This is a genomic window from Nonomuraea sp. NPDC049504 (genome assembly GCF_040676845.1).
Classification (GTDB): domain Bacteria; phylum Actinomycetota; class Actinomycetes; order Streptosporangiales; family Streptosporangiaceae; genus Nonomuraea; species Nonomuraea salmonea.
Genome location: NZ_JBFAPT010000017.1, coordinates 30,064 through 55,292 on the forward strand (window position 1 = coordinate 30,064; position 25,229 = coordinate 55,292).

20 protein-coding genes and 1 pseudogene are annotated in these 25,229 nt (G+C 70.9%); 6 read left to right on the forward strand and 15 right to left on the reverse strand.

The features are described 5' to 3' along the window. Positions 1–105: 105 nt before the first annotated feature. The gene (locus tag AB0K28_RS29555; protein WP_364376458.1) at positions 106–1,296 is read left to right on the forward strand and encodes an amidohydrolase family protein; all 1,191 of its coding nucleotides are present in this window, start codon (positions 106–108) and stop codon (positions 1,294–1,296) included. Here AB0K28_RS29555 and AB0K28_RS29560 read toward each other — a convergent pair. Next, on the reverse strand, positions 1,258–2,415 hold the full coding sequence (locus AB0K28_RS29560; protein ID WP_364376461.1) for a helix-turn-helix domain-containing protein: 1,158 nt from the start codon (positions 2,413–2,415) through the stop codon (positions 1,258–1,260). The two genes, AB0K28_RS29555 and AB0K28_RS29560, sit on opposite strands and share 39 nt — an antisense overlap. A gap of 87 nt (positions 2,416–2,502) precedes the next feature. Between AB0K28_RS29560 and AB0K28_RS29565 the strand changes: the two genes are divergently transcribed. Then, positions 2,503–3,429: an adenosine deaminase gene (locus AB0K28_RS29565; RefSeq protein ID WP_364376464.1), complete on the forward strand. Its 927-nt coding sequence runs from the start codon at positions 2,503–2,505 to the stop codon at positions 3,427–3,429. A 64-nt stretch (positions 3,430–3,493) separates the two neighbouring features. Here the strand turns inward: AB0K28_RS29565 and AB0K28_RS29570 are convergent, their stop codons facing one another. The 10 genes and pseudogenes from AB0K28_RS29570 to AB0K28_RS29615 form a co-directional block, all read right to left on the reverse strand. Further along, positions 3,494–3,739 carry a hypothetical protein gene (locus AB0K28_RS29570; RefSeq protein ID WP_345389249.1) on the reverse strand — a complete coding sequence of 82 codons (246 nt, stop codon included), beginning with the start codon at positions 3,737–3,739 and terminating at the stop codon, positions 3,494–3,496. 245 nt (positions 3,740–3,984) lie between these two features. Next, positions 3,985–4,752, reverse strand: a complete 768-nt coding sequence (gene map / locus AB0K28_RS29575) for a type I methionyl aminopeptidase (protein WP_364376467.1) — start codon at positions 4,750–4,752, stop codon at positions 3,985–3,987. An 82-nt stretch (positions 4,753–4,834) separates the two neighbouring features. Further along, entirely contained in the window at positions 4,835–5,551 is a 717-nt protein-coding gene (locus tag AB0K28_RS29580) for a siderophore-interacting protein (RefSeq protein ID WP_364376470.1), read from the reverse strand. Beyond that, positions 5,548–6,075, reverse strand: coding sequence for a PadR family transcriptional regulator (locus AB0K28_RS29585; RefSeq protein WP_364376472.1), 528 nt, complete (start codon positions 6,073–6,075; stop codon positions 5,548–5,550). Before AB0K28_RS29585 ends, AB0K28_RS29580 begins: the two co-directional genes overlap by 4 nt. 44 nt (positions 6,076–6,119) lie before the next feature. After that, entirely contained in the window at positions 6,120–7,094 is a 975-nt protein-coding gene (locus tag AB0K28_RS29590) for an NAD(P)-dependent alcohol dehydrogenase (protein ID WP_364376475.1), read from the reverse strand. Positions 7,095–7,237: 143 nt separating this feature from the next. After that, positions 7,238–8,221: a ketol-acid reductoisomerase gene (gene ilvC, locus AB0K28_RS29595; protein ID WP_364376834.1), complete on the reverse strand. Its 984-nt coding sequence runs from the start codon at positions 8,219–8,221 to the stop codon at positions 7,238–7,240. A gap of 22 nt (positions 8,222–8,243) precedes the next feature. Next, on the reverse strand, positions 8,244–8,768 hold the full coding sequence (gene ilvN / locus AB0K28_RS29600) for an acetolactate synthase small subunit (RefSeq protein ID WP_345389261.1): 525 nt from the start codon (positions 8,766–8,768) through the stop codon (positions 8,244–8,246). 48 nt (positions 8,769–8,816) lie between these two features. After that, positions 8,817–10,562, reverse strand: a pseudogene (locus tag AB0K28_RS29605) (acetolactate synthase large subunit); the annotation flags it as partial. Between the two features lie 199 nt (positions 10,563–10,761). Next, complete coding sequence (locus AB0K28_RS29610) at positions 10,762–13,380, reverse strand: GGDEF domain-containing protein (protein ID WP_364376478.1); 2,619 nt, start codon at positions 13,378–13,380, stop codon at positions 10,762–10,764. Between the two features lie 237 nt (positions 13,381–13,617). Then, positions 13,618–14,436 (reverse strand): 2-hydroxyacid dehydrogenase, encoded by an 819-nt coding sequence (locus AB0K28_RS29615; RefSeq protein WP_355414478.1) that lies wholly within the window; start codon positions 14,434–14,436, stop codon positions 13,618–13,620. Positions 14,437–14,564: 128 nt separating this feature from the next. Between AB0K28_RS29615 and AB0K28_RS29620 the strand changes: the two genes are divergently transcribed. Further along, positions 14,565–15,614 carry a PQQ-dependent sugar dehydrogenase gene (locus AB0K28_RS29620; protein ID WP_364376481.1) on the forward strand — a complete coding sequence of 350 codons (1,050 nt, stop codon included), beginning with the start codon at positions 14,565–14,567 and terminating at the stop codon, positions 15,612–15,614. A gap of 444 nt (positions 15,615–16,058) precedes the next feature. Here the strand turns inward: AB0K28_RS29620 and AB0K28_RS29625 are convergent, their stop codons facing one another. The 3 genes from AB0K28_RS29625 to AB0K28_RS29635 form a co-directional block, all read right to left on the reverse strand. Then, the gene (locus tag AB0K28_RS29625; protein WP_364376484.1) at positions 16,059–18,047 is read right to left on the reverse strand and encodes a VanW family protein; all 1,989 of its coding nucleotides are present in this window, start codon (positions 18,045–18,047) and stop codon (positions 16,059–16,061) included. 92 nt (positions 18,048–18,139) lie between these two features. Then, the gene (locus AB0K28_RS29630) at positions 18,140–18,808 is read right to left on the reverse strand and encodes a response regulator (protein ID WP_345389273.1); all 669 of its coding nucleotides are present in this window, start codon (positions 18,806–18,808) and stop codon (positions 18,140–18,142) included. An 88-nt stretch (positions 18,809–18,896) separates the two neighbouring features. After that, the gene (locus tag AB0K28_RS29635) at positions 18,897–20,471 is read right to left on the reverse strand and encodes a sensor histidine kinase (RefSeq protein WP_364376487.1); all 1,575 of its coding nucleotides are present in this window, start codon (positions 20,469–20,471) and stop codon (positions 18,897–18,899) included. A gap of 137 nt (positions 20,472–20,608) precedes the next feature. On the opposite strand from AB0K28_RS29635, the gene AB0K28_RS29640 reads away from it, so the two are divergent. From AB0K28_RS29640 to AB0K28_RS29650, 3 genes are read left to right on the forward strand one after another with little or no spacing between them, the layout of a single operon-like run. Beyond that, positions 20,609–21,580, forward strand: a complete 972-nt coding sequence (locus AB0K28_RS29640) for a tripartite tricarboxylate transporter substrate binding protein (protein ID WP_364376490.1) — start codon at positions 20,609–20,611, stop codon at positions 21,578–21,580. Further along, positions 21,580–22,065 carry a tripartite tricarboxylate transporter TctB family protein gene (locus AB0K28_RS29645; RefSeq protein ID WP_364376493.1) on the forward strand — a complete coding sequence of 162 codons (486 nt, stop codon included), beginning with the start codon at positions 21,580–21,582 and terminating at the stop codon, positions 22,063–22,065. The genes AB0K28_RS29640 and AB0K28_RS29645 overlap by 1 nt, the downstream gene beginning before the upstream one ends. Before the next feature lies 1 nt (position 22,066). Further along, positions 22,067–23,566 (forward strand): tripartite tricarboxylate transporter permease, encoded by a 1,500-nt coding sequence (locus AB0K28_RS29650; RefSeq protein ID WP_364376496.1) that lies wholly within the window; start codon positions 22,067–22,069, stop codon positions 23,564–23,566. A gap of 135 nt (positions 23,567–23,701) precedes the next feature. Here AB0K28_RS29650 and gatB read toward each other — a convergent pair whose 3' ends face one another. Then, positions 23,702–25,207 (reverse strand): Asp-tRNA(Asn)/Glu-tRNA(Gln) amidotransferase subunit GatB, encoded by a 1,506-nt coding sequence (gene gatB, locus AB0K28_RS29655; RefSeq protein WP_364376499.1) that lies wholly within the window; start codon positions 25,205–25,207, stop codon positions 23,702–23,704. Between the last annotated feature and the right edge of the window lie 22 nt (positions 25,208–25,229).

The following is a 25,229-nucleotide window of genomic DNA, read 5'->3' on the forward strand; positions in this document are numbered from 1 at the left end:
AGGTGGGAAAACCGCTGGCGGCCCCTGTAGGTCCCTACGAGAGCGCCCGGTGAGGACCGTAGATCCCTCCAGCCGCCCGGCGGCTCCGGTAGCGTCGAGCGGGAGATGAGACTCGACGGAATCCCCCTTTGGGACGGTACCGAATACCGCGGCCCTGTCGACCTGACGTGGGAGCCCGACCGGATCACCGGCGTCGGCCCCGCCCAGGGCGGGCATACCGACCTGTGCGTGCTGCCCGGCCTGGTCGACACGCACGTCCACCTCGTCGGCTACGCCGGCGACGGCACGCCGCCCGACTTCGCGACGTGGCCGCTCACCACCACCCGCGACGAGCAGGTGCTGCACGGCGTCGCGCACGCCCAGCGGGCCATGCGCCACGGCGTCACGACGCTGCGCGACCTGGCCGGCGACGAGGCGCAGATCGCGCTGCGGCGGGTCTTCGACGCAGGGGTGCTGCCGGGGCCGCGCATCCAGGTGCACGGCGTGGTGGGGATGACCGCCGGGCACAACGACCTGTTCGTGCCGCCGGCCGTGCCGTCGCCGCTGAGGAAGCCGGTCGCCGACGGCCCCGACGAGTGCCGCAAGCTCGTCCGCACCTGGGCCAGGGCGGGCATGGACGGCATCAAGCTCACGACCAGCGGCGGCGTGCTGTCCATGGGCGACAAGAACGCCTGGCGCAACTACACCCGTGCCGAGATCAGGGCGGTCGTGGACGAGGCCCACGCGCTCGGCATGCCGGTCGCCTCGCACGCCCACTCCGAGGAGGGCATCCGCGTCGCGGTCGAGGAGGGCGTCGACTCGATCGAGCACGGCACGCTGCTCAGCCGCGACCTGGCCGAGACGCTGGCCGCCAGGGGCACTCCCGTGGCGCCGACGCTGCTGATCAACGAGGCCATCGCCGAGGGCCGCGTCCCGGTGACGCCGGAGGCCAGGGCCAAGGCCGCCGAGCTGGTCGCCACCCGCGACGTGCTGCTGGCCCAGGCCGCCGCGCTGGGCGTGCGGTTCGTGCTCGGCACCGACGCCAACGGCCACCACGTGCAGTTCGGCGACCAGCTCGCCGAGGTCGTACACATGACGCGCATCCTCGGCATGGACGCGGAGTCGGCGCTGCGCGCGGCCACCTCCGACGCGGCCGACGCGCTCGGCATGCCGGTGGGCCGGATCAAGGAGGGCCTGGGCGCCGACCTGGTCGTGCTGCGCGGGCGGCCCTGGGAGACCATCGAGGACCTCGCCACGGAGAACATCGTGGCCGTCGTGTCACGGGGCCGCGTCGTCGCGGGCCGCCTGCCCTCCTGAGCCCTGCCCTGAACGCAGGGCCAGGTACAGGTCCGTACGGTCGCGCATCGACGACATGCGCCGCCCGGTCAGCTCCTCGATGCGCTGCATCCGGTAGCGCAGGGTGTTGACGTGCACGTACAGCTCGTCCGCGGTGCGCTGCCAGGAGCCGCACGTCTCCAGGAACGTGTCCAGCGTGCGCAGCAGCTCCGAGCCGTGCCGGGCGTCGTACTCCTCGACGGGGCCGAGCAGGTGGTCGCGGAACGAGCGGCGGGTGGTCGCCGGCAGCGCGGCCAGCAGCAGGTCGAAGCTGTCGATGTCGGCCAGCGACATGATCGAGACCGGTCCTGGGCCGCTGCGTGCCGACTCCATGCCGCGCCTGGCCGTCTCCAGCGCCTCGCCGAGCTGCGAGACGCTGGCCGCCATCTCGCTGATGCCGGCCGCGATGCTGGTGCCGGGACGGGCGGCGATGAGGGCGCGCAGCTCGTCGGCCAGGCTCTTGCGTGACGCCCGGCCGTTGACCAGCACCACCGCCTCGTGCGGGGTGCCGCCGACGACGAGGTGACGGCCCTTCCTGGCCAGCCCTTCGTGCAGCAGCTCGGGCAGGTCCAGCTCGGGCCCGCCGGTCAGGGTGACCGCCATGGCCGCCGTGGGCAGGCCCGGGTCGGCGCCGAGCAGCCGCAGGTGGGCGGAGACCTCGCCGGGCGGGATGCGGCCGAGCACGTCGAGCAGGGTCTGCGCCCTGACCCGCTCGGCCCTGCGCTGCTCGGCGGCGAACCCCTCGGCGGTCACCACCTCCGTGATCGCGCCGAACGCCTGGTCGGGCGCGGCCAGCAGGAGCGGCAGACGGCGCAGCTCGCATGCCTTGACCAGCTCGGCAGGCAGCTCGCCCAGCACGATCAGGCCGACGACCAGGCCGGCGGCGTCGCTCGCCCACAGCGCGTCGGCGAAGCGCTCGCAGTCGGACGGCTCGGCGTACCAGACGCCGCTGGTCAGGACGAGGTCGCCGGTACGCAGGTAGCGGCGGGGATCGGGCAGGTCGGTCGGGTAGGCGCGCAGGATCTCTCTGTCGAGGGCGTCGGCACCGGTCACCAGCGTCAGCCTGAGGTCCTCGCGTGCCAGCAGATCCCTCAGCCTCATGAAATCTGATGTTATGCCAGCTCAAGGGGTGAGAGTTCAGAGGTTCGCACGATACCTCCGCTCCGACGGGTCCGGTTTACTCGTGTCATGCGTCCCAAAGCGGAACTCCACCTGCACATCGAGGGCACCCTCGAACCCGATCTCGTCGTCGAGCTGGCCAGGCGTAACCGGATCGAGCTGCCGACGTACGACGTGGCGGCCATCCGCGCGCGGTACTCCTTCACGAGCCTGCAGTCGTTCCTGGACGTGTACTACGAGAACCTGGCCGTGCTCCGCACGGAGCAGGACTTCTACGACCTGGCCGCCGCCTACCTGCGCAGGGCGGCGGCTCAGGGGGTGCGGCACGCGGAGATCTTCTTCGACCCGCAGGCGCATCTGAGCAGGGGCGTGCCGTTTGAGGTGGTGTTCGGCGGGCTGTCGGCGGCGCTGAAGGACGGCGGCGTGCCGGCCGCGCTCATCCTGTGCTTCCTCCGCGATCGGGGGCCGGAGGAGGCCGAGCGGGTGCTGCGGGCGGCGCTGCCGTTCCGTGAGCGGTTCATCGGGGTGGGGCTGGACTCGGCGGAGGTGGGCCATCCGCCGTCGTTGTTTCGCAAGGTGTTCGAGATCGCCGCCGCCGAGGGGCTGCACCGGGTGGCGCACGCGGGCGAGGAGGGCGGGCCCGACTACGTGTGGGAGGCGCTGGACGTGCTGCGCGTCGAGCGGGTCGACCACGGCATCAGGGCGATGGAGGATCCGCAGCTCGTGGCCAGGCTCCGGGCCGAGCGCATCCCGCTGACGGTGTGCCCGCTGTCGAACGTGCGGCTGCGGGTGGTGCCGTCGCTGCGTGACCACATCCTGCCCGCGATGCTGGACGAGGGCCTGCTCGTCACCGTCAACTCCGACGACCCCGCCTACTTCGGCGGCTATGTGGAGGACAACTACGCGGCGCTGAGCAGGGAGCTGGGGATGAGCGACGACCAACTCGACAGGATCGCCCGCAACTCGTTCGAGGCTTCCTTCGTGTACGAAGGGTGAGCATGGGGCTGAGCATGGCGAAGGGGCCCGCCCTCAGTGGGCGAGCCCCCTCGTACGTGTCCCGTCAGCCGCTCAGCACGCGGGAGAGGAGCTGGTTCAGGAGGTCCAGGTCGAGGATGTCGTTGTCCTCACCGAAGTTGTTCCACTCGCCGAAGTCCCACTTGGCATCGTCCTTGCCGTGGTTCGGGCCAGGAAGGATGCGAGTCTGAGAAGACTCGGCCGTGACGACGGGCGACGCGGCGAGCGCGGTACCTCCGAACATGACCATCCCGCCGACGAGCCCGGCCAGGACGAGTCCCTTGCGATACATAGTGTTTCCCCCTGATACCTCTCGACTACTCTCCGTAGCTATCGGAGGAAGATCTGCCCCTCGCCCAAGTTCGACAAACACCCATATTTTCGCTGTTGACCAGGACGAATACGGCGTCTGGCCGAACGAATACCGGAGATCACCTCACTTGACGAGCAGGTGTGCCCCGATGAACCCGAGCGGCCTTCACGCTTGCCGATTCGTGACCGCGCGGCGGGGGCCGCGGAGATCGTACAAGCGGGCTTTCACGGACATGTCAGAACGACCGGCCCGTCCTCGGTGATGGCGACCGTGTGCTCGACGTGCACGCTCCTGCTGCCGTCGCCCGAACAGACCGACCAGCCGTCGTCCGCCATGTAGTAGTCGTTGCCACCCCCGGCCATCAGGCTGGGCTCGATCGCGATCACCAGCCCTGGCCGCAGCCGCAGGCCGCGCCCGGGACGGGCCTCGTTGGGCACCCACGGCGACTCGTGCATGGCCCGGCCGATGCCGTGGCCGCCGAAGTCGTTCTGCATGCCGTAGCCGGCGCCCCGGCCGACCGTGGACATCGCGTGGCCGATGTCGCCCATCTTGCCGCCCGGCCGCGCCGCCTCGATGCCCGCGCCGAGCGTCTCCTCGGCGACCTTGATCAGCTTGAGGTCCTCGGCGCGCGGCGTGCCGACGGTGAAGCTGACCGTGCCGTCGGCGTGCCAGCCGTCCACGTACGCCGCGCAGTCCACGCTGATGAGGTCGCCGTCGCGCAGCCGGTACTGCGTCGGCAGCCCGTGCAGCATCACCCCGTTGACGGAGGTGCAGATGACGCCCGGGTAGGGGGTGGCGCCGAAGGACGGGTGGTAGCCGAGGAACGACGCCCCCGCCTTCGCCTCCTCGATGACGGTCCGCGCCACGTCGTCGAGGTGTTTCAGCGTCACCCCGATGCCGGCCTCCGCCCGCGTGGCGGCGTGCACGGCGGCCACGACCCGGCCCGCCGCACGCATGGCGGCGATCTCCCCGGCTGACTTGAGCTCGATCACGACTCCTCCTAAGCGATAACTATACCGGTATTATTATCACGCCTCATGGGCATGGCGACACCGGGGAGAAGTCACGTGCCGATCAGTCCAGCCCCTTCCTGCCGGGCGTCCAGAAGGGTTTCGTCCGCACGTCCCTGCGCTGCCAGCCGCGCTCGTTCACCAGGTGGGCGCGGACGGCCTGGATCGTGCGGGCCTCCCCCGCGAGGTAGGCGACGCCGGGCTCGTCCGGCAGGTCCAGCTTGCTGACCGCCTCCAGCAGGGTCGGGGACGAGGCCGCCGGTGCGCCGTTCCTGCACACCTCGGCCAGGTCGCGGGGCAGCCGGAGATGGTCGCCCGGGCTCTCGGCCTCCACCACGCCGTACGCCGTGGCCTCCCCGGGCAGCGCCCGCAGCATCGCCCCGAACGCCACCGAGGCCGTCTCCTCCCCCGCGAACAGGTGGTAGGGCGCCTCGGGACGCAGCACGAAGCTCCCCTCGGGACGCATGAAGGAGATCTCCCACCCCGGCTCCGCGTTCCTGATCCAGGCGGTCCCCGGCGCGTCGCCGCCGTGGTCGTAGCCGATCAGATCGATCGACCGCTGGTCGGGGTCGTGCGCCCAGATCGAGTACGTCCGCAGCACGCCGCCCAGCGGGCCCCCTTGGCCGACGAGCAGCCGTACGTGCTGGCCCGGCGTCCAGCTCAGCTCGGCCGCGACCGCGATCCTGATCCGCCGCATGCGCGGCGTGACCTGCTCGGTCTCGGCCACCTGCCCGGTGACCAGCCACCGGTCGATCAGCCTGCGTGCCAACGGCCTGCTCACGACGACCTCCGCTCGGCGTCGATCCGCTCGATGCGGCGGCGGGCGTCCACGAAGACCTCCAGCACGCCCTCGGCCACGCGCGGGTCGCCGTGGGCGTGGGCGAGCGTCTTCACCGCCGCCTTGACCAGGCGCAGGGCCGGGCCGACGATCTCGGCGGCCTCAGGCTCGCCGAACATCCCCCACTGGCTCCTGCTGGCGGCGCGGCCCCACAGCCGCTCGATCTCCTCCCACTGCTCCTCGACCAGCCGCAGGCCGTCCTCGGTGGCGTGGTGCACCTTGCGCCCGCCCTCGGCGGGCTCGGCGCGGACGAGGCCCTCGTCCTCCAGGAGCTGGAGCGTGGGGTAGATGGAGCCGGCGCTGGGCTCGTAGGTGCCGTTGAAACGGTCGGCGAGGCGGGTCATGAGCTGGTAGCCGTGGCCGGGCTGCTCGGCGATCAGGGCGAGCACGGCCAGGCGGAGCTCGCCCGGCCCGAAGAAACGGCCTGTCGGGCCGAGCCCGCCCGGGGTGCGGCGTGCGTTCATCATGGCTCGGATGCTATATCGAACGATATATCGGCGCGCATACCGTCTCAGAGGAGGAGGACGATCTTGCCCCTCGCGTGCCCGCCCTCCAGGTGGGCGATCGCGGCGGCGGCCTCCCTCAGCGGGTACGTGCGGCCGATGACCGGGGTGAGCGCGCCCGACTCGGCCAGCTCGCGCAGGGTGGCGAGGTCGGCGGCGTTCTCGCTGGTGAGGAACGTGGCGAAGCGGTGGCCCGCGAACCGCGACGTGAGATGTCCGACGATCAGGCGGCCTATCGGGCCGAACCAGCGGTCGCCGTCGCCGCTGTTGGGGACCAGCGTCCCGCCCGGGGCCAGCACGCGCCGCAATGCGCGCAGGGAGTGGTTGCCGACGTTGTCGAGGACGAGGTCGTAGCGCCGGCCTGACGTGGTGAAGTCCTGCCGGGTGTAGTCGATGACGTGGTCGGCGCCCAGCGAGCGGACCAGCTCGACGTTGCGGGTGCTGCACACCCCGGTCACCTCGGCCCCGTACGCCTTCGCCAGCCGTACGGCGAACGTGCCGATCCCGCCCGACGCCCCGTTGACCAGCACCCGGTGCCCCTCCCGCACGCCGCCCTTGTCGCGCAGCGCCTGTAAGGCCGTCAGGCCCGACGTGGGGATGGCCGCCGCCTCCTCGTACGCCAGCCCGCCCGGCATGGCGCTCAGGGGCCCGTCGGAGGGCACGGTGACGTACTCGGCGAACGCTCCCCTGCGGCAGCCGTAGACCCGGTCGCCCGGCTGGAACCCGCCGGCCCCCTTGCCCACGGCCTCTACGTCCCCCGCGAAGTCGTTGCCCAGCTCGGGGGCCTTCGGCCGGGTGAGCCCCGCGACGGCGCGGAAGGCGTACGGGCTGCCGCGCATGAAGTGCCAGTCGCCCGGGTTGACCGCGGCGGCCCGCACCCTGACCAGCACCTCGCCCTCGCCCGGCACCGGCGCGGGCACCTCGTGCAGCTCGACGACCTCAGGCGGGCCGTAAGCCCGGTAACGGATGGCTTGCATCGTCATAGCGCCCTCTCTTACACCTGAAAGGAATTTCTGACACATGACGACTTTACCTCTCCATGGCCTCCTGTGGGCGGGCACGAAAAAGCGCGGCGGGCGAGGGGTGCTCCCCCTCGCCCGCCGCGCTCAGCCGGACGCGGCCCGGCTCAGCCCTTGAGCCAGCTCATCATCGGGCGCAGCGTGGCGCCGGTCTTCTCGATGGCGTCCTCGGAGAGCTCCTCGCGGTAGCGCTTGAACTCCTTCTGGCCGCTGTCGAACTCGTTGACGAGCTGCTGGGCGAAGGTGCCGTCCTGGATCTCGCCCAGGATGCGGCGCATCTCCTGCCGGGTCTCGTCGTTGATCACGCGCGGGCCGCGGGTGTAGCCGCCGTACTCGGCCGTGTCGGAGACCGACCAGTACATCTTGGAGATGCCGCCCTCGTACATGAGGTCGACGATCAGCTTCATCTCGTGCAGGCACTCGAAGTAGGCGACCTCGGGCTGGTAGCCCGCCTCGATGAGGGTGTCGAAGCCGGCCTTGATCAGCTCGGAGACGCCGCCGCACAGCACGGCCTGCTCGCCGAACAGGTCGGTCTCGGTCTCCTCCTTGAACGTCGTGCGCAGCGCGCCGGCGCGGGTGCCGCCGATGCCCTTGGCGTACGACAGCGCGAGGTCGAGCGCCTTGCCCGAGGCGTCCTTCTCGACGGCCACGAGCACCGGGACACCGCGCCCGGCCTCGAACTGGCGGCGCACGAGGTGACCGGGGCCCTTGGGGGCCACCATGCAGACGTCGACGCCCTCGGGCGCCTCGATGAGGCCGTAGCGGATGTTCAGGCCGTGGCCGAAGAACAGCGCGTCGCCCTCCACCAGGTTGGGGGCGACGTGCTGGGTGTAGAGGTCGCGCTGGATGTGGTCGGGCGCGAGGATCATCGTGAGGTTGGCCTCTTCGACCGCCTCGGACGGGGTGAGCACCCGCAGGCCGTCGTTCTCCGCCTTCTCGCGGCTCTTGGAGCCCTCGGGCAGGCCGACGCGCACGTCGACACCCGAGTCACGCAGGGAGAGCGCGTGGGCGTGGCCCTGGCTGCCGTACCCCAGCACGGCCACGTGACGTCCCTGGATGATCGAGAGGTCGGCCTGGTCGTCGTAGTAGATCTCGGTCACTTGCTAAAACCTTTCAGGCGGTACGGTCCAGTGCCCTGAGGGACCGGTCGGTGATGGAGCGGGCGCCGCGGCCGATGGCCACCATGCCCGATTGGACGAGTTCTTTGATCCCGAACGGCTCGAGGACCTTCACGAACGCCTCGAGCTTGTCGGGGGTGCCGGTGACCTCGATGGTCACGGCGTCGGCCGCCACGTCCACGCAGCGGGCCCTGAAGAGCTGGACGAGCTCCAGCACGTGGGAGCGGTTCTCCGCGTCGGCCTTGACCTTGATCAGCATCAGCTCGCGCTGCACGGACTGCGACGGATCCAGCTCGACGATCTTGAGCACGTTCACCAGCTTGTTGAGCTGCTTCGTGACCTGCTCAAGGGGCAGCTCCTCGACGCTCACCACGATCGTGATGCGGGAGATGTCGTCGTGCTCGGTCGGCCCGACGGCGAGGGAGTCGATGTTGAACCCCCTGCGGCTGAACAGCGCGGAGACGCGCGCGAGGACACCCGGCCGGTTCTCGACCAGCACGGACAGCGTGTGACGGCTCATCGCTCGCTCCCTCTCCTTCGTGCGCCGCGCGGGCACCGCGTCGCGCTCCTAGTCATCCTCGTTCTCCCACTTCGGCGCCATGTCACGGGCGATCTTGATGTCGTCGTTGCTCGTGCCCGCGGCCACCATGGGCCAGACCATGGCGTCCTGGTGGACGACGAAGTCGACCACGACGGGCACGTCGTTGATCTCCATGGCCTTCTTGATCACGGCGTCCACGTCTTCGGGACGCTCGCATCGCAGGCCCACACAGCCATAGGCCTCGGCCAGCTTGACGAAGTCCGGGATCCGCCGGACCGTCTGCAGGTCGGTGTTGGAGTAGCGCTCGTCGTAGAACAGGGTCTGCCACTGACGAACCATGCCGAGATTACCGTTGTTGATGACCGCGATCTTGATCGGCACACCCTCCAGGGCGCAGGTGGCCAGCTCCTGGTTCGTCATCTGGAAGCAGCCGTCGCCGTCGATGGCCCACACCGTGGCGTCGGGGCGGCCCATCTTCGCGCCCATCGCCGCCGGGACGGCGAAGCCCATCGTGCCGAGGCCGCCGGAGTTGATGAACGTGCCGGGGTTCTCGTAGTGGATGAACTGCGAGGCCCACATCTGGTGCTGGCCGACGCCGGCGATGTAGTAGGTGTCGGGGCCCGCGATGGCGCTCAGGCGCTCCATGACGTACTGCGGGGCCAGCGAGCCGTCCTCGAACTGCTCGTAACCCAGCGGGTAGGTCTCCTTGTAGCCGTTGAGCAGCGTCCACCACTCGTCGTAGTCGCCCTGCTGGCCGGACGCCTGGATCACCGAGACGAGGTCGCTGATGACCTCCTTGCAGTCGCCCACGATCGGCACGTCGGCGTGGCGGTTCTTCGAGATCTCCGCCGGGTCGATGTCGGCGTGCACGACCTTCGCGTGCGGCGCGAACGACGACAGGTTGCCGGTGACCCGGTCGTCGAACCGCACGCCCAGGCCGATGATCAGGTCGGACTTCTGCAGCGCGCCGACCGCCGCGACGCTGCCGTGCATGCCGGGCATGCCCATGTGCTGCGGGTGGCTGTCGGGGAACGTGCCGCGGGCCATCAGGGTGGTGATGACCGGGATGTGCGTCAGCTCGGCGAGCTGACGCAGCTCGGCCGCCGCGCCGGCCTTGTGGACGCCGCCGCCGACGTACAGGACGGGCCTGCGGGCCTCCGCGATGAGCTTGGCGGCCTCGCGGATCTGCTTGGAGTGGGGCCTGGTGACCGGGCGGTAGCCGGGCAGCTGCATGGTGGGCGGCCAGCTGAACGTGGTCTCGGCCTGCAGCGCGTCCTTCGAGATGTCCACCAGCACCGGGCCGGGCCGCCCCGTCGAGGCGATGTGGAAGGCCTCCATGATCGTACGGGCGATGTCCGCGGGATCGGTGATCAGGAAGTTGTGCTTCGTGATCGGCATGGTGATGCCGGAGATGTCGGCTTCCTGAAAGGCGTCGGTGCCGATCATCGGCGCGGCCACCTGTCCGGTGATCGCCACGATCGGCACCGAGTCCATGAACGCGTCGGCGATCGGTGTCACCAGGTTCGTTGCGCCAGGACCGCTGGTCGCCATGCACACCCCGACCCTGCCGGTGGCCTGCGCGTAGCCCTCGGCCGCATGACCCGCACCCTGCTCGTGGCGTACGAGCACGTGCCGGACCTTGGTCGAGTCGTAGAGAGGATCGTAGGCCGGAAGAATGGCACCGCCCGGGATCCCGAACACTGTGTCGACTCCGACGTGCTCCAGCGCCCTGACCAGGGCCTGTGCACCTGTCATCCGTTCGGTCATCGGCTCGTTCCTTGCGTGGCTACTCGCTTAAGGACATAAAAAATGCCCCTCTCCGCCGGAACGGCGGGTCTGGGGCGGCGCGCAGGTCGTCGTGCTTCGCTATCGGCCTGCGCGCCGGCGAAGTACTACGAGAATCTCACTGCGAAGCATGGCTTACACCATAGCCGCTCCGAACGCCCCAGTGTCAACTTGGTGGACACATGTCTCAAACCGTGAGACTCGTCCGCATCAGCGAGTCGACCCCGCGCGCCGCCATCGGCCGGGCCACCAGGAAGCCCTGTCCCCGCGTGCAGCCCATCTGCTTCAGCAGCTCGAGCTGCTCAGGACGCTCGATCCCCTCGGCCACCACGATAAGCCCCAGGTCGTGCCCCAGCCGCACGATCGTGCGGGTGAGCAGCGTCAGCGTGTCGTCCTTGCCGAGCCCCGACACGAACGACGGGTCGATCTTGATCATGTCGACGGGGAGCTGGCGCAGGAAGGCCAGCGAGGCGTAGCCGGTGCCGAAGTCGTCGATGGCCAGCCGCACGCCCAGCGAGCGCAGCTCCGACAATCGCTTGATCGTCTCCTCGGCGTCCTCGACCAGCATCTCCTCGATGACTTCGAGCGTGAGCGACGAGGCGGGCAGCCCGCTCTCGCGCAGCGCCTCCTCCACCGTCTCGACGAACCTGGGCGCCATGATCTGCCGGGCCGACAGGTTCAGCGACAGCCCGATGTCCCACGACGAGGCCCGCCAGGCCGCCACCTCCCTGCACGACTCGCGCAGGATCCACTCGCTCAGCGGCACGATCAGCCCGGTGTCCTCGGCCGGGCCCAGGAACTGCTCCGGCGGCACGAACACCGAGCCGCGCCACCACCGCACCAGGGCCTCCACCGCGGTCACCCGCGACGTGGCCAGATCGACCACCGGCTGGTACTCGATGGCGAACTGCTGCTCGATCAGCGCCCGCTGCAGGTCGGCCGCCAGCTCGAGGCGGCGTACGACGTCGGCGTGCATCTGCGCGGCGAACACCTCGACCCGGCGACCGCCCAGCTCTTTGGAGCGCGCCATGGCCACATCCGCGTTGCGCATCAGGTCGCCGGCCGGCATGCCGTCCTCGGTGAAGGCCACCCCGACGCTCGCCGTCAGCGCCACGTCGCGGTCGGCGACGCGGAACGGCTCCTGCGAGACCGCCCCGACCAGCCGCTCGGCCAGATCGACCGCCACCTGCGCGTCTCCCCCGGTCTCCACCAGCACCGCGAACTCGTCGCCGCCCCACCGGGCCAGCGTGTCGTCCGCGCGTACGGCGCCGCGCAGCCGCCTGGCCGCCTGGCCGAGCAGGTAGTCGCCGCTGGCGTGCCCGACCGAGTCGTTGACCGAGGTGAACCCGTCGAGATCGAGGAAGATCACCGCGACGTTGCCCGACGTGCGCCCCGACAGCACCTCTCTGGTGCGCTCCTCGAAGTAGGCGCGGTTGGGCAGCCCCGTCACGCCGTCGTGGAAGGTCAGGTGGGCCACCTGGTTGCGCAGCGCCTCCTCGTCGCTCACGTCGCGCGTGGTGACCAGCAGCAGGTCGTCGCCGCCGACCTGACGGGTGGCCACCGACTCGGTGGGCCGCCAGGTGCCGTCGGCCGCGCGGACACGGCAGGCGATCAGGCAGGCGCCCGGCGCCGCCGGCTCGTCGTCGAGGGTCAGGGCGCGCATGGCGACCTGGATGCCCGGCACGTCCTCCGGGTGGATGTAGTCGAAGATCGAGCCGCCCACGACGTCGGCGGGCGCGTAGCCGTACGTCACCTCGACGCCGGCGCCGATCTCGCGGACGACGCCCTCGTAGTCGCAGGTGAACACCACGTCGCCGGTGCTCTCCGCGAGGTCCATGAGCTGGCGGCGGCCCAGCTTGACCTGGCCGCGCAGGCGTACGTTGGTGGCCGCGAGCACGAACAGGCGGACCAGCAGGAGCAGCACGACCGACGCCTCAAGCGCCGCGACGCCCGCGACCGGCGGCTCCGGACGGCTGCCCATCTGGTGGATCAGCATCGTGAAGACCGCCACCGCGACCAGCGCGAGCGGCGCCAGGCTGACCGCGTGGCCGATGGCCGGCCGGGTCGCCGCCCTGCCCTTCGGGCCCCACGGCACCGCGGCGAGCAGCAGGAACGCGACCGGCGCGAGCATGACGCTCCACAGTTGCGGCTCGCCTTCGAGCAGCCGGCCCACGGCGGAGCCCACCCCCGCCACCGTCATGGTGGCCAGCACGCCCAGCCCCGCCAGGCCGAGCAGCCAGGACGGCGACTTGCTGGTGACCACCGACGGGATCATGGAGCAGGTCACCAGCAGCGCGATCATCGGGGGCAGCAGGGCCAGGGTGAACCCGACGGGGTCGGCGGAGTCGGCGTAGACGTGCCGCAGCGCCATCACCCAGCCGATGAGGAAGAGCGCGACGGCGCACAGGTAGGAGTCCGTGAGCTGCCGTAAAGCCGTCCTGGCCGGGAACCTGCGGTCGGCGGCGATCAGCGCGCCACCGGCCGTGATCACGGTGCCGAGCAGGACGAACAGGTCCGCGAAGTTGACGACGAAGCCGTCGGTGAACGGCCGCAGGATGACGCCCGCGGCCCAGATGACCGCGCCGCCGCCCATCCAGCGGGCGCCCGCCGCCGAGGGGCGGTGCGTGGCGGCCTGTCGTACCGAGGCGATCAGCAGGGAGGCGGCGGCGATCAGCGCCGCGAGCCCACCGGCGATCGCGCCGGTGATCGTGGCAGGGGTCTGCGCCAGGAGGACGGCGGCGAACGCCACCGCGCCTGCCACCGCCGCGGCGGCCGGCGGCACCCGTGGATCACGCCAGCGGATCACAGTCGTTGCCCATCCCGTCTCGAACTCTGCACCCGCGACCGCCGAAGCCCGGCCGATCACCTTTGCCAGTGTGTGCGGTCGAAGGTGCGCGGGTGGTGACAACGCCGATGTCGTCACCGATCTGATAACCAGACAGACCAATTGCCGCCAAGAGTTCCTTGACAGTGAGTCAGGAACTCCCTGCAAACGTAACCGTACGCACCGAAGGTCACGGACCAGCCACGTTCCGGGATCCTCTCAGTACGCGTCGGTTATGACGTTGACCAGGTCTTCGCCGGCGAGGTAGCGCTCCAGCTGAGCCCGGATGAGACGCAGTGTCCGCCGCTCGGACGCGGGGGTGCTGCCCGCGACGTGCGGCGTGATCAACACGCCGGGCGCGCTCCAGAGGGGGTGACCCTCGGGCAGCGGCTCGGGCGCGGTCACGTCGAGCGCGGCGCGCAGCCGGCCCGTCTTCAGCTCCGCGAGGAGGGCGTCGGTGTCGACGATCCCGCCCCTGGCCGCGTTGACCAGCACTGCGCCGTCCTTCATGCGTGCGAGGAACGAGGAGTCGACCATGCCGGCGGTGTCGGGGGTGGCCGGCACCAGCAGCACCACCACGTCCGCCTCGGGCAGCAGGGCGGGCAGCTCGTCCATGGCGTGCACGCCGTCGCGCGCCCTCCTCGCCACCCTGACGACCTCCACCTCGAACCCCTCCAGTCGCCGCTCCAGCGCCGACCCGATCGAGCCGTAGCCGACGATCAGCACGCGCGAGTCGGCCAGCACGCCGGTGTGGTGATAAGTCCACTCGCCCCTGCGCTGCGCGTCCACGAAACCGGGAAACTCCCTGAGCACCGCGATCATCGCGCCCACCGCCCACTCGGCGGTGCCCGCGTCGTGCACGCCGCGCGCGTTGCACAGCACCGCGCCCTCCGGCATGTGCGGACGGTACGGCTCCACGCCCGCCGTCACCGTCTGCACCAGCCGCAACGACGTCATCCTCGCCAGCGTCCCCGGCACGTCGGGCACGGTCACCAGGGGCGGCACCCACACCTCGACGTCCTCCACGCCATCCGGCATCGGGACTTTGCTGTTATAAACGGCGCATTCGACGCCGGGAAGGTCGGAAAGCGCAGTTGCCACCGAATCGGACGGAACCCAGGTCTTCATGCCGAGAACCTTACGACTCCGGGGGCAGGATGGAACACATGAGGAAGCTCTGGACGATCATGCTGCTGGCCGTCCTGACCGCGTGCTCCGCGGGTGACGGGGAGGTGCTGCCCACGGCCGCGGTGTCCGCTGCCGCCGCCCCCGGCGAGCCGAAGGACGTCGCGACCGGGCTGTCCGTGCCGTGGGGGATCGCGTACCTGCCGGGTGGCGACGCGCTCGTCACCGAGCGCGACACCGCCCGGCTGCTCCGTGTCACGCCCGCCGGCCGGGTCACCGAGCTGGCCACCGTCCGGGAGGCGCGGCCCGACGGCGAGGGCGGGCTGATGGGCGTCGCCGTCAAGGACGACCAGGTCTTCCTGTACTACACCGCCGAGACCGACAACCGCATCGTGCGCTACCGCCTCGCCGGCGACGCGCTCACCGACGAGCACCTGCTCGTCCGCGACATCCCGAAGGGCGGCATCCACAACGGCGGCCGGCTCGCCTTCGGACCCGACGGCCACCTGTACGCCACCACCGGCGAGGTCGGGGACGACGACCTCGCGCAGCAGCGCGACTCGCTCGGGGGCAAGATCCTGCGCATGACCGTGGACGGGGCTCCCGCGCCCGGCAACCCGTTCGGCACCCTCGTCTACAGCTACGGCCACCGCAACGTCCAGGGCCTCGCCTGGGACCCGTCCGGGCGGCTCTACGCCTCGGAGTTCGGCGCGAACACGTGGGACGAGGTCAATCTGATCAGGCCAGGCGGCAACTACGGCTGGCCCGAGGTCGAGGGCCGCGGCTCCGACCAGCGCTACATCAACCCGATCCTGACCTGGCCCACCTCGGACGCCTCCCCCTCTGGCATGGCCTACGCGAACGGCTCGCTGTGGGTCGGCGCCCTGCGCGGCGCGCGTCTGTGGCAGATCCCCTTGAGCCAGGACGGCTCCGCCGGCACCCCGACCGCCCACTTCACCGACCGTTATGGCCGCCTCCGCGCGGTAGCGTCCGCCCCGGACGGCACCCTGTGGATAGGCACCAGCAACAAGGACGGCCGCGGCTCCCCGAACCCCGGCGACGACCGGCTCATGACCCTGCCCCCCACCTGACCCGAGCACCCCTAACCTCCACACCCTTGGAACGGCCGGTCCCCGCCCCTTCCCCCACAAACACCCCCTGAACCCGCCAATCCCCCCATTTCACGCACTGGGGGACCATCCTTGTCTCCCCATCGCAAGGGCCGAGGTCCTTCACAGGTCAGGTGTGGACCAATGTGCGGGCCGAGGTCCCTTTGATGGGCGTGGCACCAGGTCTTCAAGCGCGAGGCGGGTTGCAATCCTCCACCCAAGCGGCCGCACACCACCTCCGCGCAGGGCCGATTCCGCGCGGAGAACCCCAGGTCCCTGTCATGGCCCGCTGGCCCAGGTGCTGCGCATCCCACCCCAAGAGGAGCTCAGCCCGCGCCACGGGCCGGCGAACCGAGGGGTGCCGCAGCCCACCCGCATGCCGGAAGGACCTCAGCCCCTTGAGAGCTGAGGTCCTCCCGCACGCCGTCAGCGGGTGCAGACGGTTTGAGGGCGGGGGCGGTACTTGGTGGTGACCTTCTTGTCCTTCTTGAGGATTTTGCCGTCCTTGTGGAAGACGCGGGTCACGTCGATGGTGAAGCCCTGTTCGCCGGTCGTCGGGACGCAGTCCGGGGCGGAGCTCACCTCGCGGCGGAACGGGGTGAAGGCACGCTGTTCCGACTCCACGGCCTCGATCTTGTCGTAGCGCTTGACGCCCCACAGCGTGATGGTCACCGACGTCGGCGTGGACGCGGTCTTGATGAGGACCCCGTTCTCCGAGTCGTTGCGCCACTTCAGGTCGGGCTCCGGGTAGAGCAGGGTCGCGTCGCGGCCGGCGGGGAAGCGCGAGGAGAAGTAGTCCAGGGGCTGGTGCTCGACGTCGTCGAACCCGGCGAAGTACGCCGCGTTGTACATGGTGGTGGCGAACTGCGCCCCGCCCCCGCCGACGACGTTGACCGTGCGCCCGCCGACGACCTGCCCGGCCTGGACGTACCCGTCCTCGACGGTCCGCTCCCCGAGCGCGTCGTTGAGCGAGAACGTCTCGCCCGGCCTGACCACGTACCCGTCGAGCTTCTGCGCCATGCGCTGGATGTTCGTGACGCGCGGCTGGCAGCAGTCGAACGTCGTGGTGAACGACGCCGCGATCTCCTTGATGCCGAGCCCTTCGATGCGGGAGGTCTCGACGGTCGGCGCGACGGTGCCGAGCCGGACCGCGACGACCCGGCTGCCGCCCTGGTCGAAGACCTTCTCCGCGTCCCTGGCGAGCAGCTTGTCGTTGACGCCCCGCCCGGGCCGCGACGGCACGAGGACGGGCCTGCCGTTGACGATCTCGTACGTGGCGTCACGCGGCTGCTGCGCCGCGTCCACCAGGTTGCCCTCGACCTGTTCGAGCACGGCCTTGGCGTTGAACCGGGGCACGAGCCGCCCTTCGCCGTCCACGCCGTACGTGAGGTTGGCGGCGATCATGGCCGGCGGGATCTGCACCTGCTTGGGCCCGAGCGTGAGCGTCAGCGGCGCCGCGACGGCGGCCCTGGCCTTGGTCAGCGCCTCTTCGACGGCCCCCGAGCTGGTGACGGGCTTGGCCGGCCGGACGGTGAGCACGACGGACCCGCCGCCGCTGAGGAAGGCGGCGCCGATCCTGCGTACGGCGTCCTCGCGGTCGAGCAGCACCCCGTTCGCCGGCGTCCGCGCCTGGGGCTCCAGCCCCGAGTACGTGATGCGCCCCTCGCGAGCGGGCTTGTCGACGGACCCGGCGAGCCCTTCGACGGTCCGCGTGAGCTGGGCGGCGTCCAGGGTGATCTTCGGCGGGAGGTCGGTGGTGCCGGTGAGCCCCCGCCAGACCTCCTCAGGCGTGGGGAACCCGCTGGGCGCCTGCCCGATGGTGCCGACGACGTCGAGTTCGAGCCCTGCCTCGTCGGGCTGGATCGTCTCCTTCTGCCCGCCGATGTCGGCGATGACGGGTTTGCTGAGCTTGCTGGCCAGCTCGGCACGCAGCTTGTCGGCGGCCTTGGTCACCGTCAGCCCGCCGATGTCGACCCCGGCCACCCGGGTGCCGCGCAGCACGGAGCCGGACATGAGCACGGCCGGCACCACATAAGCGAGCGCGGCCAGGATCACGACCAGCGAGATGATCGCGGGCAGCAGCCGGCGGCGGCGGGGCGGCTCGGGCTCGTACGACGACGGGCGCTGCGGCGTCCCGAAGACTGGCGCGGGCTGCGCGGGCTCCTTCTCGGAGGCCATGGGCCAGGGCTGGGCCGGCGGAGCGGCCGGTGGCAGCCCGCCCTTGCCCGGCGTACCGCCCGCGGCGCTCGGGCCTTGGGCCGGTCGGGACTCCTGACGCTCCTGCGGGCCGAAGATGTCGCGGGAGACCCCGGGGGGCAGCCCTTCGATCCGCGGCTTCCTGGAGACGCCCGACGTGGGTAAGGGCACCGAGGCGAACGGGTCGGTCGGTGATTCGATCGGTCCGGCGTTTCGCACGCCTCAATCTCCTCCCGGTCCGCAGCCAAGTCTCAGGCAACAGTAAGGCACGCAGATCCGCATATGTCACGGGAAATGGCTACGGAAGTGTGTCAACCTAGCCACCGGTAGCGATGTTCGGGCCGTCCAGCGGTGCCGTAACGGGGCCGCAACTCGGCCTGGCCGACCCCGCACAGGTGCTCCAGATAGCGCCGGGCGCTGACCCGCGACAGGCCCGTGAGCTCGGCGGCCTCGGCCGCGGACAGATCACCGCCGGCCTCCCGCAGCGTGTCGGCGACCAGCGCGCAAGTGGCCGGCGACAGCCCCTTCGGCATGGGGGCGGCGGACGGCAGGACGCCGAAGAGCCGGTCCACGTCGTCCTGGCGGGCCTCGGGGCCGATGGCGGTCAGGCGTTCGCGGGTGGCGGCGTACTGACGCAGGCGCTCGGTCAGTGCGGCGGCGGTGAACGGCTTGATGAGGTAGTTGACCGCCCCGCCCCGCATGGCCTCCCTGACCGTCGGCACGTCACGGGCCGCGCTGATCATGAGGACGTCCACGTCGTGCAGCGCCTTGAGCACCTCCAGGCCCGACATGTCGGGCAGGTAGATGTCGAGCAGCACCAGGTCGGGCCGCAGCTCCTTCGCGGCGGCGAGCGCGTCGGCGCCGCTGTGGGCGACCGAGACCACGTCGAAGCCGGGCACCCGGCGCACGTAGCCGCTGTGGATGCGGGCCACCATGAAGTCGTCGTCCACCACGAGGACGCGGAGGTCCCGGCCGGTCATGAGACGGCCCTCTCAGGAAGCAGCGCGGCGGCCCTCGCCGTGACCAGCGTGCAGCCGCTCACGAGGCGGCCCTCGCCCGTGCAGCCGCTCACGAGGCGGCCCTCGCAGGGAGCAGGGCGGTGAAGACCGCGCCGCCGCTGTTGCGTACCCGCACCCATCCGCCCCTGCGCAGGCAGGCCTGCCTGGTGAGCGCCAGCCCCAGCCCGCGCGGCCCCGAGTGGGCGGCCTTGGTGGTGAAGCCCTCCCTGAAGACCTCCCCCACCAGCTCGGGCGCGATGCCCGGCCCCGAGTCGCCGACCCGCACGTGCAAGCCGTCCGCCTCGGCCCGCACCGAGACCTCGATCGTGCCCTCCGCGCCGTCGAGCGCGTCGATGGCGTTGGCGACCAGGTTGCCGACCACCAGGACCGCGTCGCGCGGGTCGCCGAGCACGCCCTCGGGCACCGAGGAGTCGTCGGAGAGCACGAGCCTGGCCCCGCGCTCGGCCGCCTCGGCCGACTTGGCCATGAGCAGGGCCGCGAGCGTCGGGTCCTGGACGCGTTCGCGCAGGTCGATGGCGTTGGTGTGGTGAGTGCTGCGGGTGATGAAACCGACTGCGGCCTCGTGCTCGCCGAGTTCGAGGAGGCCGACCACGGTGTGCATGCGGTTGGCGAACTCGTGCGCCTGCGCCCGCAGCGCTTCCGTGGCGCTGCTGGTGTCGTCCAGCTCGCGGGCCAGGCGGACCAGCTCCGTACGGTCGCGCAGGGTGACCACCCAGCCGAGCTGGCGGCCGCGTACCCAGACGGGAGTGCGGTTGAGCACGAGCACCCGCTCGCCGTGCAGCACGACACGGTCCGCGCCGGGGTCGGCGCCGCCGAGCACGTCCCGCATGCGGTCCGAGACGGCCATCCTGGTGAGGTCCTCTCCGACGTCGCCGAGCAGCTCGCGGGCGGCGTCGTTGACCAGCGTGACGCGCCCGTCCATGTCGAGGGCGAGCACGCCCTCCTTGACGCCGTGCAGCACGCCCTCGCGCTGCTCGAGCAGCGCGCCGATCTCGCGCGGCTCCAGCCCGAACGTCTGCCTGCGCACCCGCGCCGTGATGAACGCCGCCAGCGCCAGCCCCGCGAGCAGCACCGCCAGCGCGGTCCAGATGAGCGGCGGCAGGGCGTCGGAGAGCTGGCTGAGGACCGTGGTCTCCAGCACGCCGACGGAGACCAGGCCGATGATCTCGCCGTACTCGTCCCTGATGGGTGTCTTGCCCCTGACCGTGGTGCCGATCGTGCCCGTCTCGGTGCCGACCCAGCTCCTGCCGGTACGCAGGACCGTGCTGCCGTCGGTCGACAACCGCTTGCCGATCAGCGAGGCGTTGGGATGGGCGTAGCGCCGCTGGGCGGTGTTGGCGATCACCACGTAGTCGGCGCCGGTCTCCTGCTGCACGCTCATCGCCAGCGGCTGCAGCACGCTCTCGGGGTGCTCCAGCTCGAACGCCTCGCGTACCTGCGGCAGCGCGGCCACCGACTGCGCGATCGCCAGGGCGCGCTGCTCGTGCAGCGCGTCGAGCTGGTCGCGGGTGTGCTCCGCCCACACGCCTGCCGTGCCCCCGACGGCGAGCAGCACGATCACCATCTGGAGCGCGAACAGCTGGGTCCCGAGGGAGGCGTCACGAACCCGTCTCACCCTGCACATGGAAACAAACGGAGGTCACGTCCGGGTCGCGACCAATACGACCACTACGACGGCAACCACGCAAAGGCTCGACGGGGACGGGGAACGGACCTCACCATGCCAGTCCTGACGACTGTGAGATCCCCCTTGGAGTGATCATGCGCTTGCGCGTATTCGCCGCCCTCGCGGCACTCTCCCTCGGCGCGCTGACGGCCTGCGGCGACACGGGCGGCGGCACGTCCGCGAACGCCACGCTGCGCATCATGGCCCCCGCCGCGCCGGGCGGAGGCTGGGACCAGACCTCCCGCGTGGCCGAGCAGGCGCTCAAGGCCGCCGACCCGCAGCGCAAGATCGAGGTGTACAACGTGCCGGGCGCCGGCGGCACGATCGGCCTGGCCCAGCTCGCCGGTGAGAAGGGCAACGGCAACCTGCTGATGACGATGGGCCTGGTCATGGTGGGCGCCATCGAGCAGAACAAGTCGAAGGTCTCGCTGGCCGAGACCACGCCCATCGCCAAGCTGACCGAGGAGTACGAGATCGTCGTCGTCCCGGCCGAGTCCCCGTTCAAGTCGCTGGCCGACATGGTCGCGGCCTGGAAGGCCGACCCGGCGAAGGTGTCGATCTCGGGCGGTTCGGCGGGCGGCACCGACCACATCGTGGCCGGCCTGATGGCCAAGGCCGCCGGCGTCGATCCCAAGCAGGTCAACTACATCGCGCACTCCGGCGGCGGCGAGGCGCTGAACGAGCTGCTCGGCAACAAGGTCAGCGCCGGCATCTCGGGCGTGGGCGAGTTCGCCGAGCACGTGAAGTCCGGCAAGCTCCGGGCGCTGGGCGTCACCGCGGGCGAGCGGCTGCCCGACCTGGACGCCCCCACGCTGAAGGAGGCCGGCCTGGACGTCGAGCTGTCCAACTGGCGCGGCTTCGTGGCCCCCGCCGGGCTCTCCGACGCCGACAAGCAGGCCCTGACCGACCTGGTCACCAAGATGCACGACGCGCAACCGTGGAAGGACGCGGTGGCCAAGAACGGCTGGATCGACTCCTTCCAGACCGGGCAGCAGTTCGCCGACTACCTCGCCGCCGAGCAGACCCGGGTCAAGGCCATCATCGCCGAGATGGGGCTCGTCTCCTGATGGCTCGCCGGTGGCGGCCCGAGCTCGGGCTGGCGGTCGTGGTGCTGGTGCTGGGCGTGCTCGTCGTGGTCGGCACGCTCGACGTGTCGGCCGCGGCCTCCCAGCTCGGCATCGGGCCGCGTTTCTTCCCCATGCTGGTGGGCGGCGCGATGGTGCTCATCGGCCTGTTCTACGTGGCCGACGTGCTGCGCGGCGGCCGCGCCGACCCCGAGGAGAGCGAGGACGTGGACGCCGACGCGCCCACCGACTGGCGCAGCCTCGGCCTGGTCAGCGGCATCTTCCTGGCCTTCGCCGCACTGCTGAACGTGCTCGGCTGGATCATCGGCGCGAGCCTGCTGTTCTTCGGCCTGTCCGTGGCGCTCGGCGCCGAGCACAAGCTGCGCGCGGCCGGGATCGCGGTGGTCATGGGGGTGGCGACGTACCTGCTGTTCGTCAAGGGGCTCGGCGTGTCGCTGCCGGGCGGGCCGCTGGAGGGGCTGATCTGAGGTGACCTCGTTCCAGCTCCTGCTCGACGGCTTCGCCGCCGCCCTCACCCCCGTCAACCTCCTGTACGCGCTCATCGGCGTCACCCTCGGCACCCTCGTCGGCGTGCTGCCCGGCATCGGGCCCGCGATGACCGTGGCGCTGCTGCTTCCGATCACCTTCACGGTGCCGCCGACCAGCGCGTTCATCATGTTCGCCGGCATCTACTACGGCGGCATGTACGGCGGCTCGACCACTTCCATCCTGCTCAACACGCCGGGCGAGTCCTCCTCGATGATCACGGCGCTGGAGGGCAACAAGATGGCCAGGCGCGGGCGGGCGGCGCAGGCCCTCGCCACCGCGGCCATCGGCTCCTTCGTGGCGGGGACGATCGCCACGGCGCTGCTCGTCGTGGCGGCGCCCGCGGTGGTGGCCTTCGCGATCTCCTTCGGGCCCGAGGACTACTTCGCGCTGGCGATCCTCGCCTTCACGGCCGTGTCCTCCGTACTGTCCCGCTCGATCGTGCGCGGCCTCGCCTCGCTCGGCCTCGGCCTGGTGATCGGGCTGATCGGCATCGACCAGCAGACCGGGCAGGCGCGGCTCACGCTCGGCATCCCGCAGCTGCTCGACGGCATCGACGTGGTGATCGTCGCGGTCGGCCTGTTCGCCCTGGGCGAGGCCCTGTACGTCGCCTCCCGCCTGCGGCACGCCCCTCCCGAGGTGGTGCCGGTCGGCCGGGCCTGGATGGGACGCTCCGACTGGCGGCGCTCGTGGCTGCCGTGGCTGCGCGGCACCGCGCTGGGCTTCCCGTTCGGCGCGCTGCCCGGCGGTGGTGCCGAGATCCCGACCTTCCTGTCGTACGCGGCAGAGAAGCGCCTGGCCAAGGGCGTCGCCAAGGAGGAGTACGGCAAGGGCGCGATCGAGGGGGTCGCCGGGCCCGAGGCGGCCAACAACGCCTCCGCGGCCGGCACCCTGGTCCCGCTGCTCACGCTGGGCCTGCCGACGTCCGCCACGGCCGCGATCATGCTGGCCGCCTTCCAGCAGTACGGCCTCCAGCCCGGACCGCAGCTCTTCGACCACAACCCGGCGCTGGTGTGGGGCATGATCGCGTCGCTGTTCGTCGGCAACGTGATGCTGCTGGTGCTCAACCTGCCACTGGCGCCGCTGTGGGCGCGCATCCTGCGAATCCCTCGGCCGTACCTGTACGCCGGGATCGTGCTGTTCGCCGCGCTGGGCGTCTACGCCCTGAACGCCACGATCGTGGACCTCTTCGTCCTGTACGTCCTGGGCCTGCTCGGCTACGCCATGCGCCGCTTCGGCCTGCCGGTCGCGCCCGCGGTGATCGGGATGATCCTGGGCCCGATGGCCGAGATCCAGCTCCGCCGCGCCCTGGCCATCGGCGCCGGCGACGTCACCGTCCTGATCCGCAGCCCGGTCGCCGTCGCCCTGCTGCTTCTATCCGTACTCGCCCTACTGACCCCACTGTTCAGAACCTGGTACACCCGCCGCACCAACCGCCCCTGACGGAAGGCTGCGCCGCCGCCGGCGGCCATGCCGGCCCGGCCACCCGCGCCACCCAGGCGCGCCAAGCCACAAACGGCGGGAAACCGTGAACGACAGGAAGGCGCCGCCGACGTGGCGGCGCCTTCCTGTCAGGGGTCACTCCTGGACGCCGAGCTTCTCCAGGATGAGCTGCCGGGCCCTGGCCGCGTCGGCCTTGCCCCTGCTGGCCTTCATGACGCCACCGACCAGCGCACCGGCGGCGGCGACCTTCCCGGAGCGGACCTTGTCGGCCGCGTCGGCGTTGTCGGCGATCACCTGGTCGATGATCGCGGACAGCTCGCCCTCGTCGTTGACGATGCGCAGCCCGCGCCGCTCGACGACCTCGTCGGGCCCGCCCTCGCCGGCCATGACGCCTTCGAGCACCTCACGCGCCAGCTTGTCGTTGAGCGCCCCGGAGGCGACCAGCTCGGTCACCCGGGCGATCTGCTCGGGCGTGATCGGCAGGTCGGCGAGCGCGACGGCGTTCTCGTTGGCCCGCCGCGCCAGCTCGCCCATCCACCACTTGCGCGCGTCGGCCGCCGGCGCGCCGGCCGCGACCGTGGCCTCGACCAGCTCGATCGCGTCGGCGTTGTGCATGGCCTGCATGTCGAGGTCGGACAGGCCCCACTCGGTCTGCAACCGCTTGCGCTTGACCGACGGCAGCTCGGGCAGCGCGGCCTTGAGCTCGGCCACCCACGCCGTGTCGGGCGCGATCGGCACCAGGTCGGGCTCGGGGAAGTAGCGGTAGTCCTGCGCCTCTTCCTTGGACCGGCCGGACGTGGTGGTGCCGGTGTCCTCGTGGAAGTGGCGGGTCTCCTGAATGATCGTCCCGCCGTCGGCCAGCACGGCCGCCTGACGCTCGATCTCACTCCGCACGGCCCGCTCGACGCTGCGCAGCGAGTTGACGTTCTTGGTCTCCGTACGGGTGCCCCACTCGGACGAACCGCGCGGCATCAGCGAGACGTTGACGTCGCAGCGCAGCGAGCCCTCCTCCATGCGCACGTCGGAGACGCCCAGCGAGCGCATGATCTCGCGCAGCTCGGTGACGTACGCCTTGGCGACCTCGGGCGCGAGCCGGTCGGTGCCGGGGATGGGCTTGGTGACGATCTCGACCAGCGGGATGCCGGCGCGGTTGTAGTCGACGATCGAGTAGTCGGCCCCGTGGATGCGTCCGGTGGCACCGCCCACGTGGGTGGACTTGCCGGTGTCCTCCTCCAGGTGCACCCGCTCGATGCCGATCCTGATCGTCTGGCCGTCGACCTCGACGTCGAGGTAGCCGTCGAAGCAGAGCGGCTCGTCGTACTGGGAGATCTGGTAGTTCTTCGGCATGTCCGGATAGAAGTAGTTCTTCCGGGCGAAGCGGCACCACTCGGCGATCGAGCAGTTCAGCGCCAGGCCGATGCGGATCGTCGACTCGATGGCCTGCGCGTTGGCCACCGGCAGCGCCCCGGGGAGCGCCAGGCAGGTGGGGCAGACCTGCGTGTTGGGCGGAGCGCCGAAGGTCGTCTTGCAGCCGCAGAACATCTTCGACCTGGTGCCCAGCTCGACATGCGTCTCAAGGCCGAGCACCGGCTCGAAGCGCTCGAGCGCTTCGTCGTACGGCATGAGCGTACCGGCAGTCATGGTGAGGTCCTCAGTTTCAGAT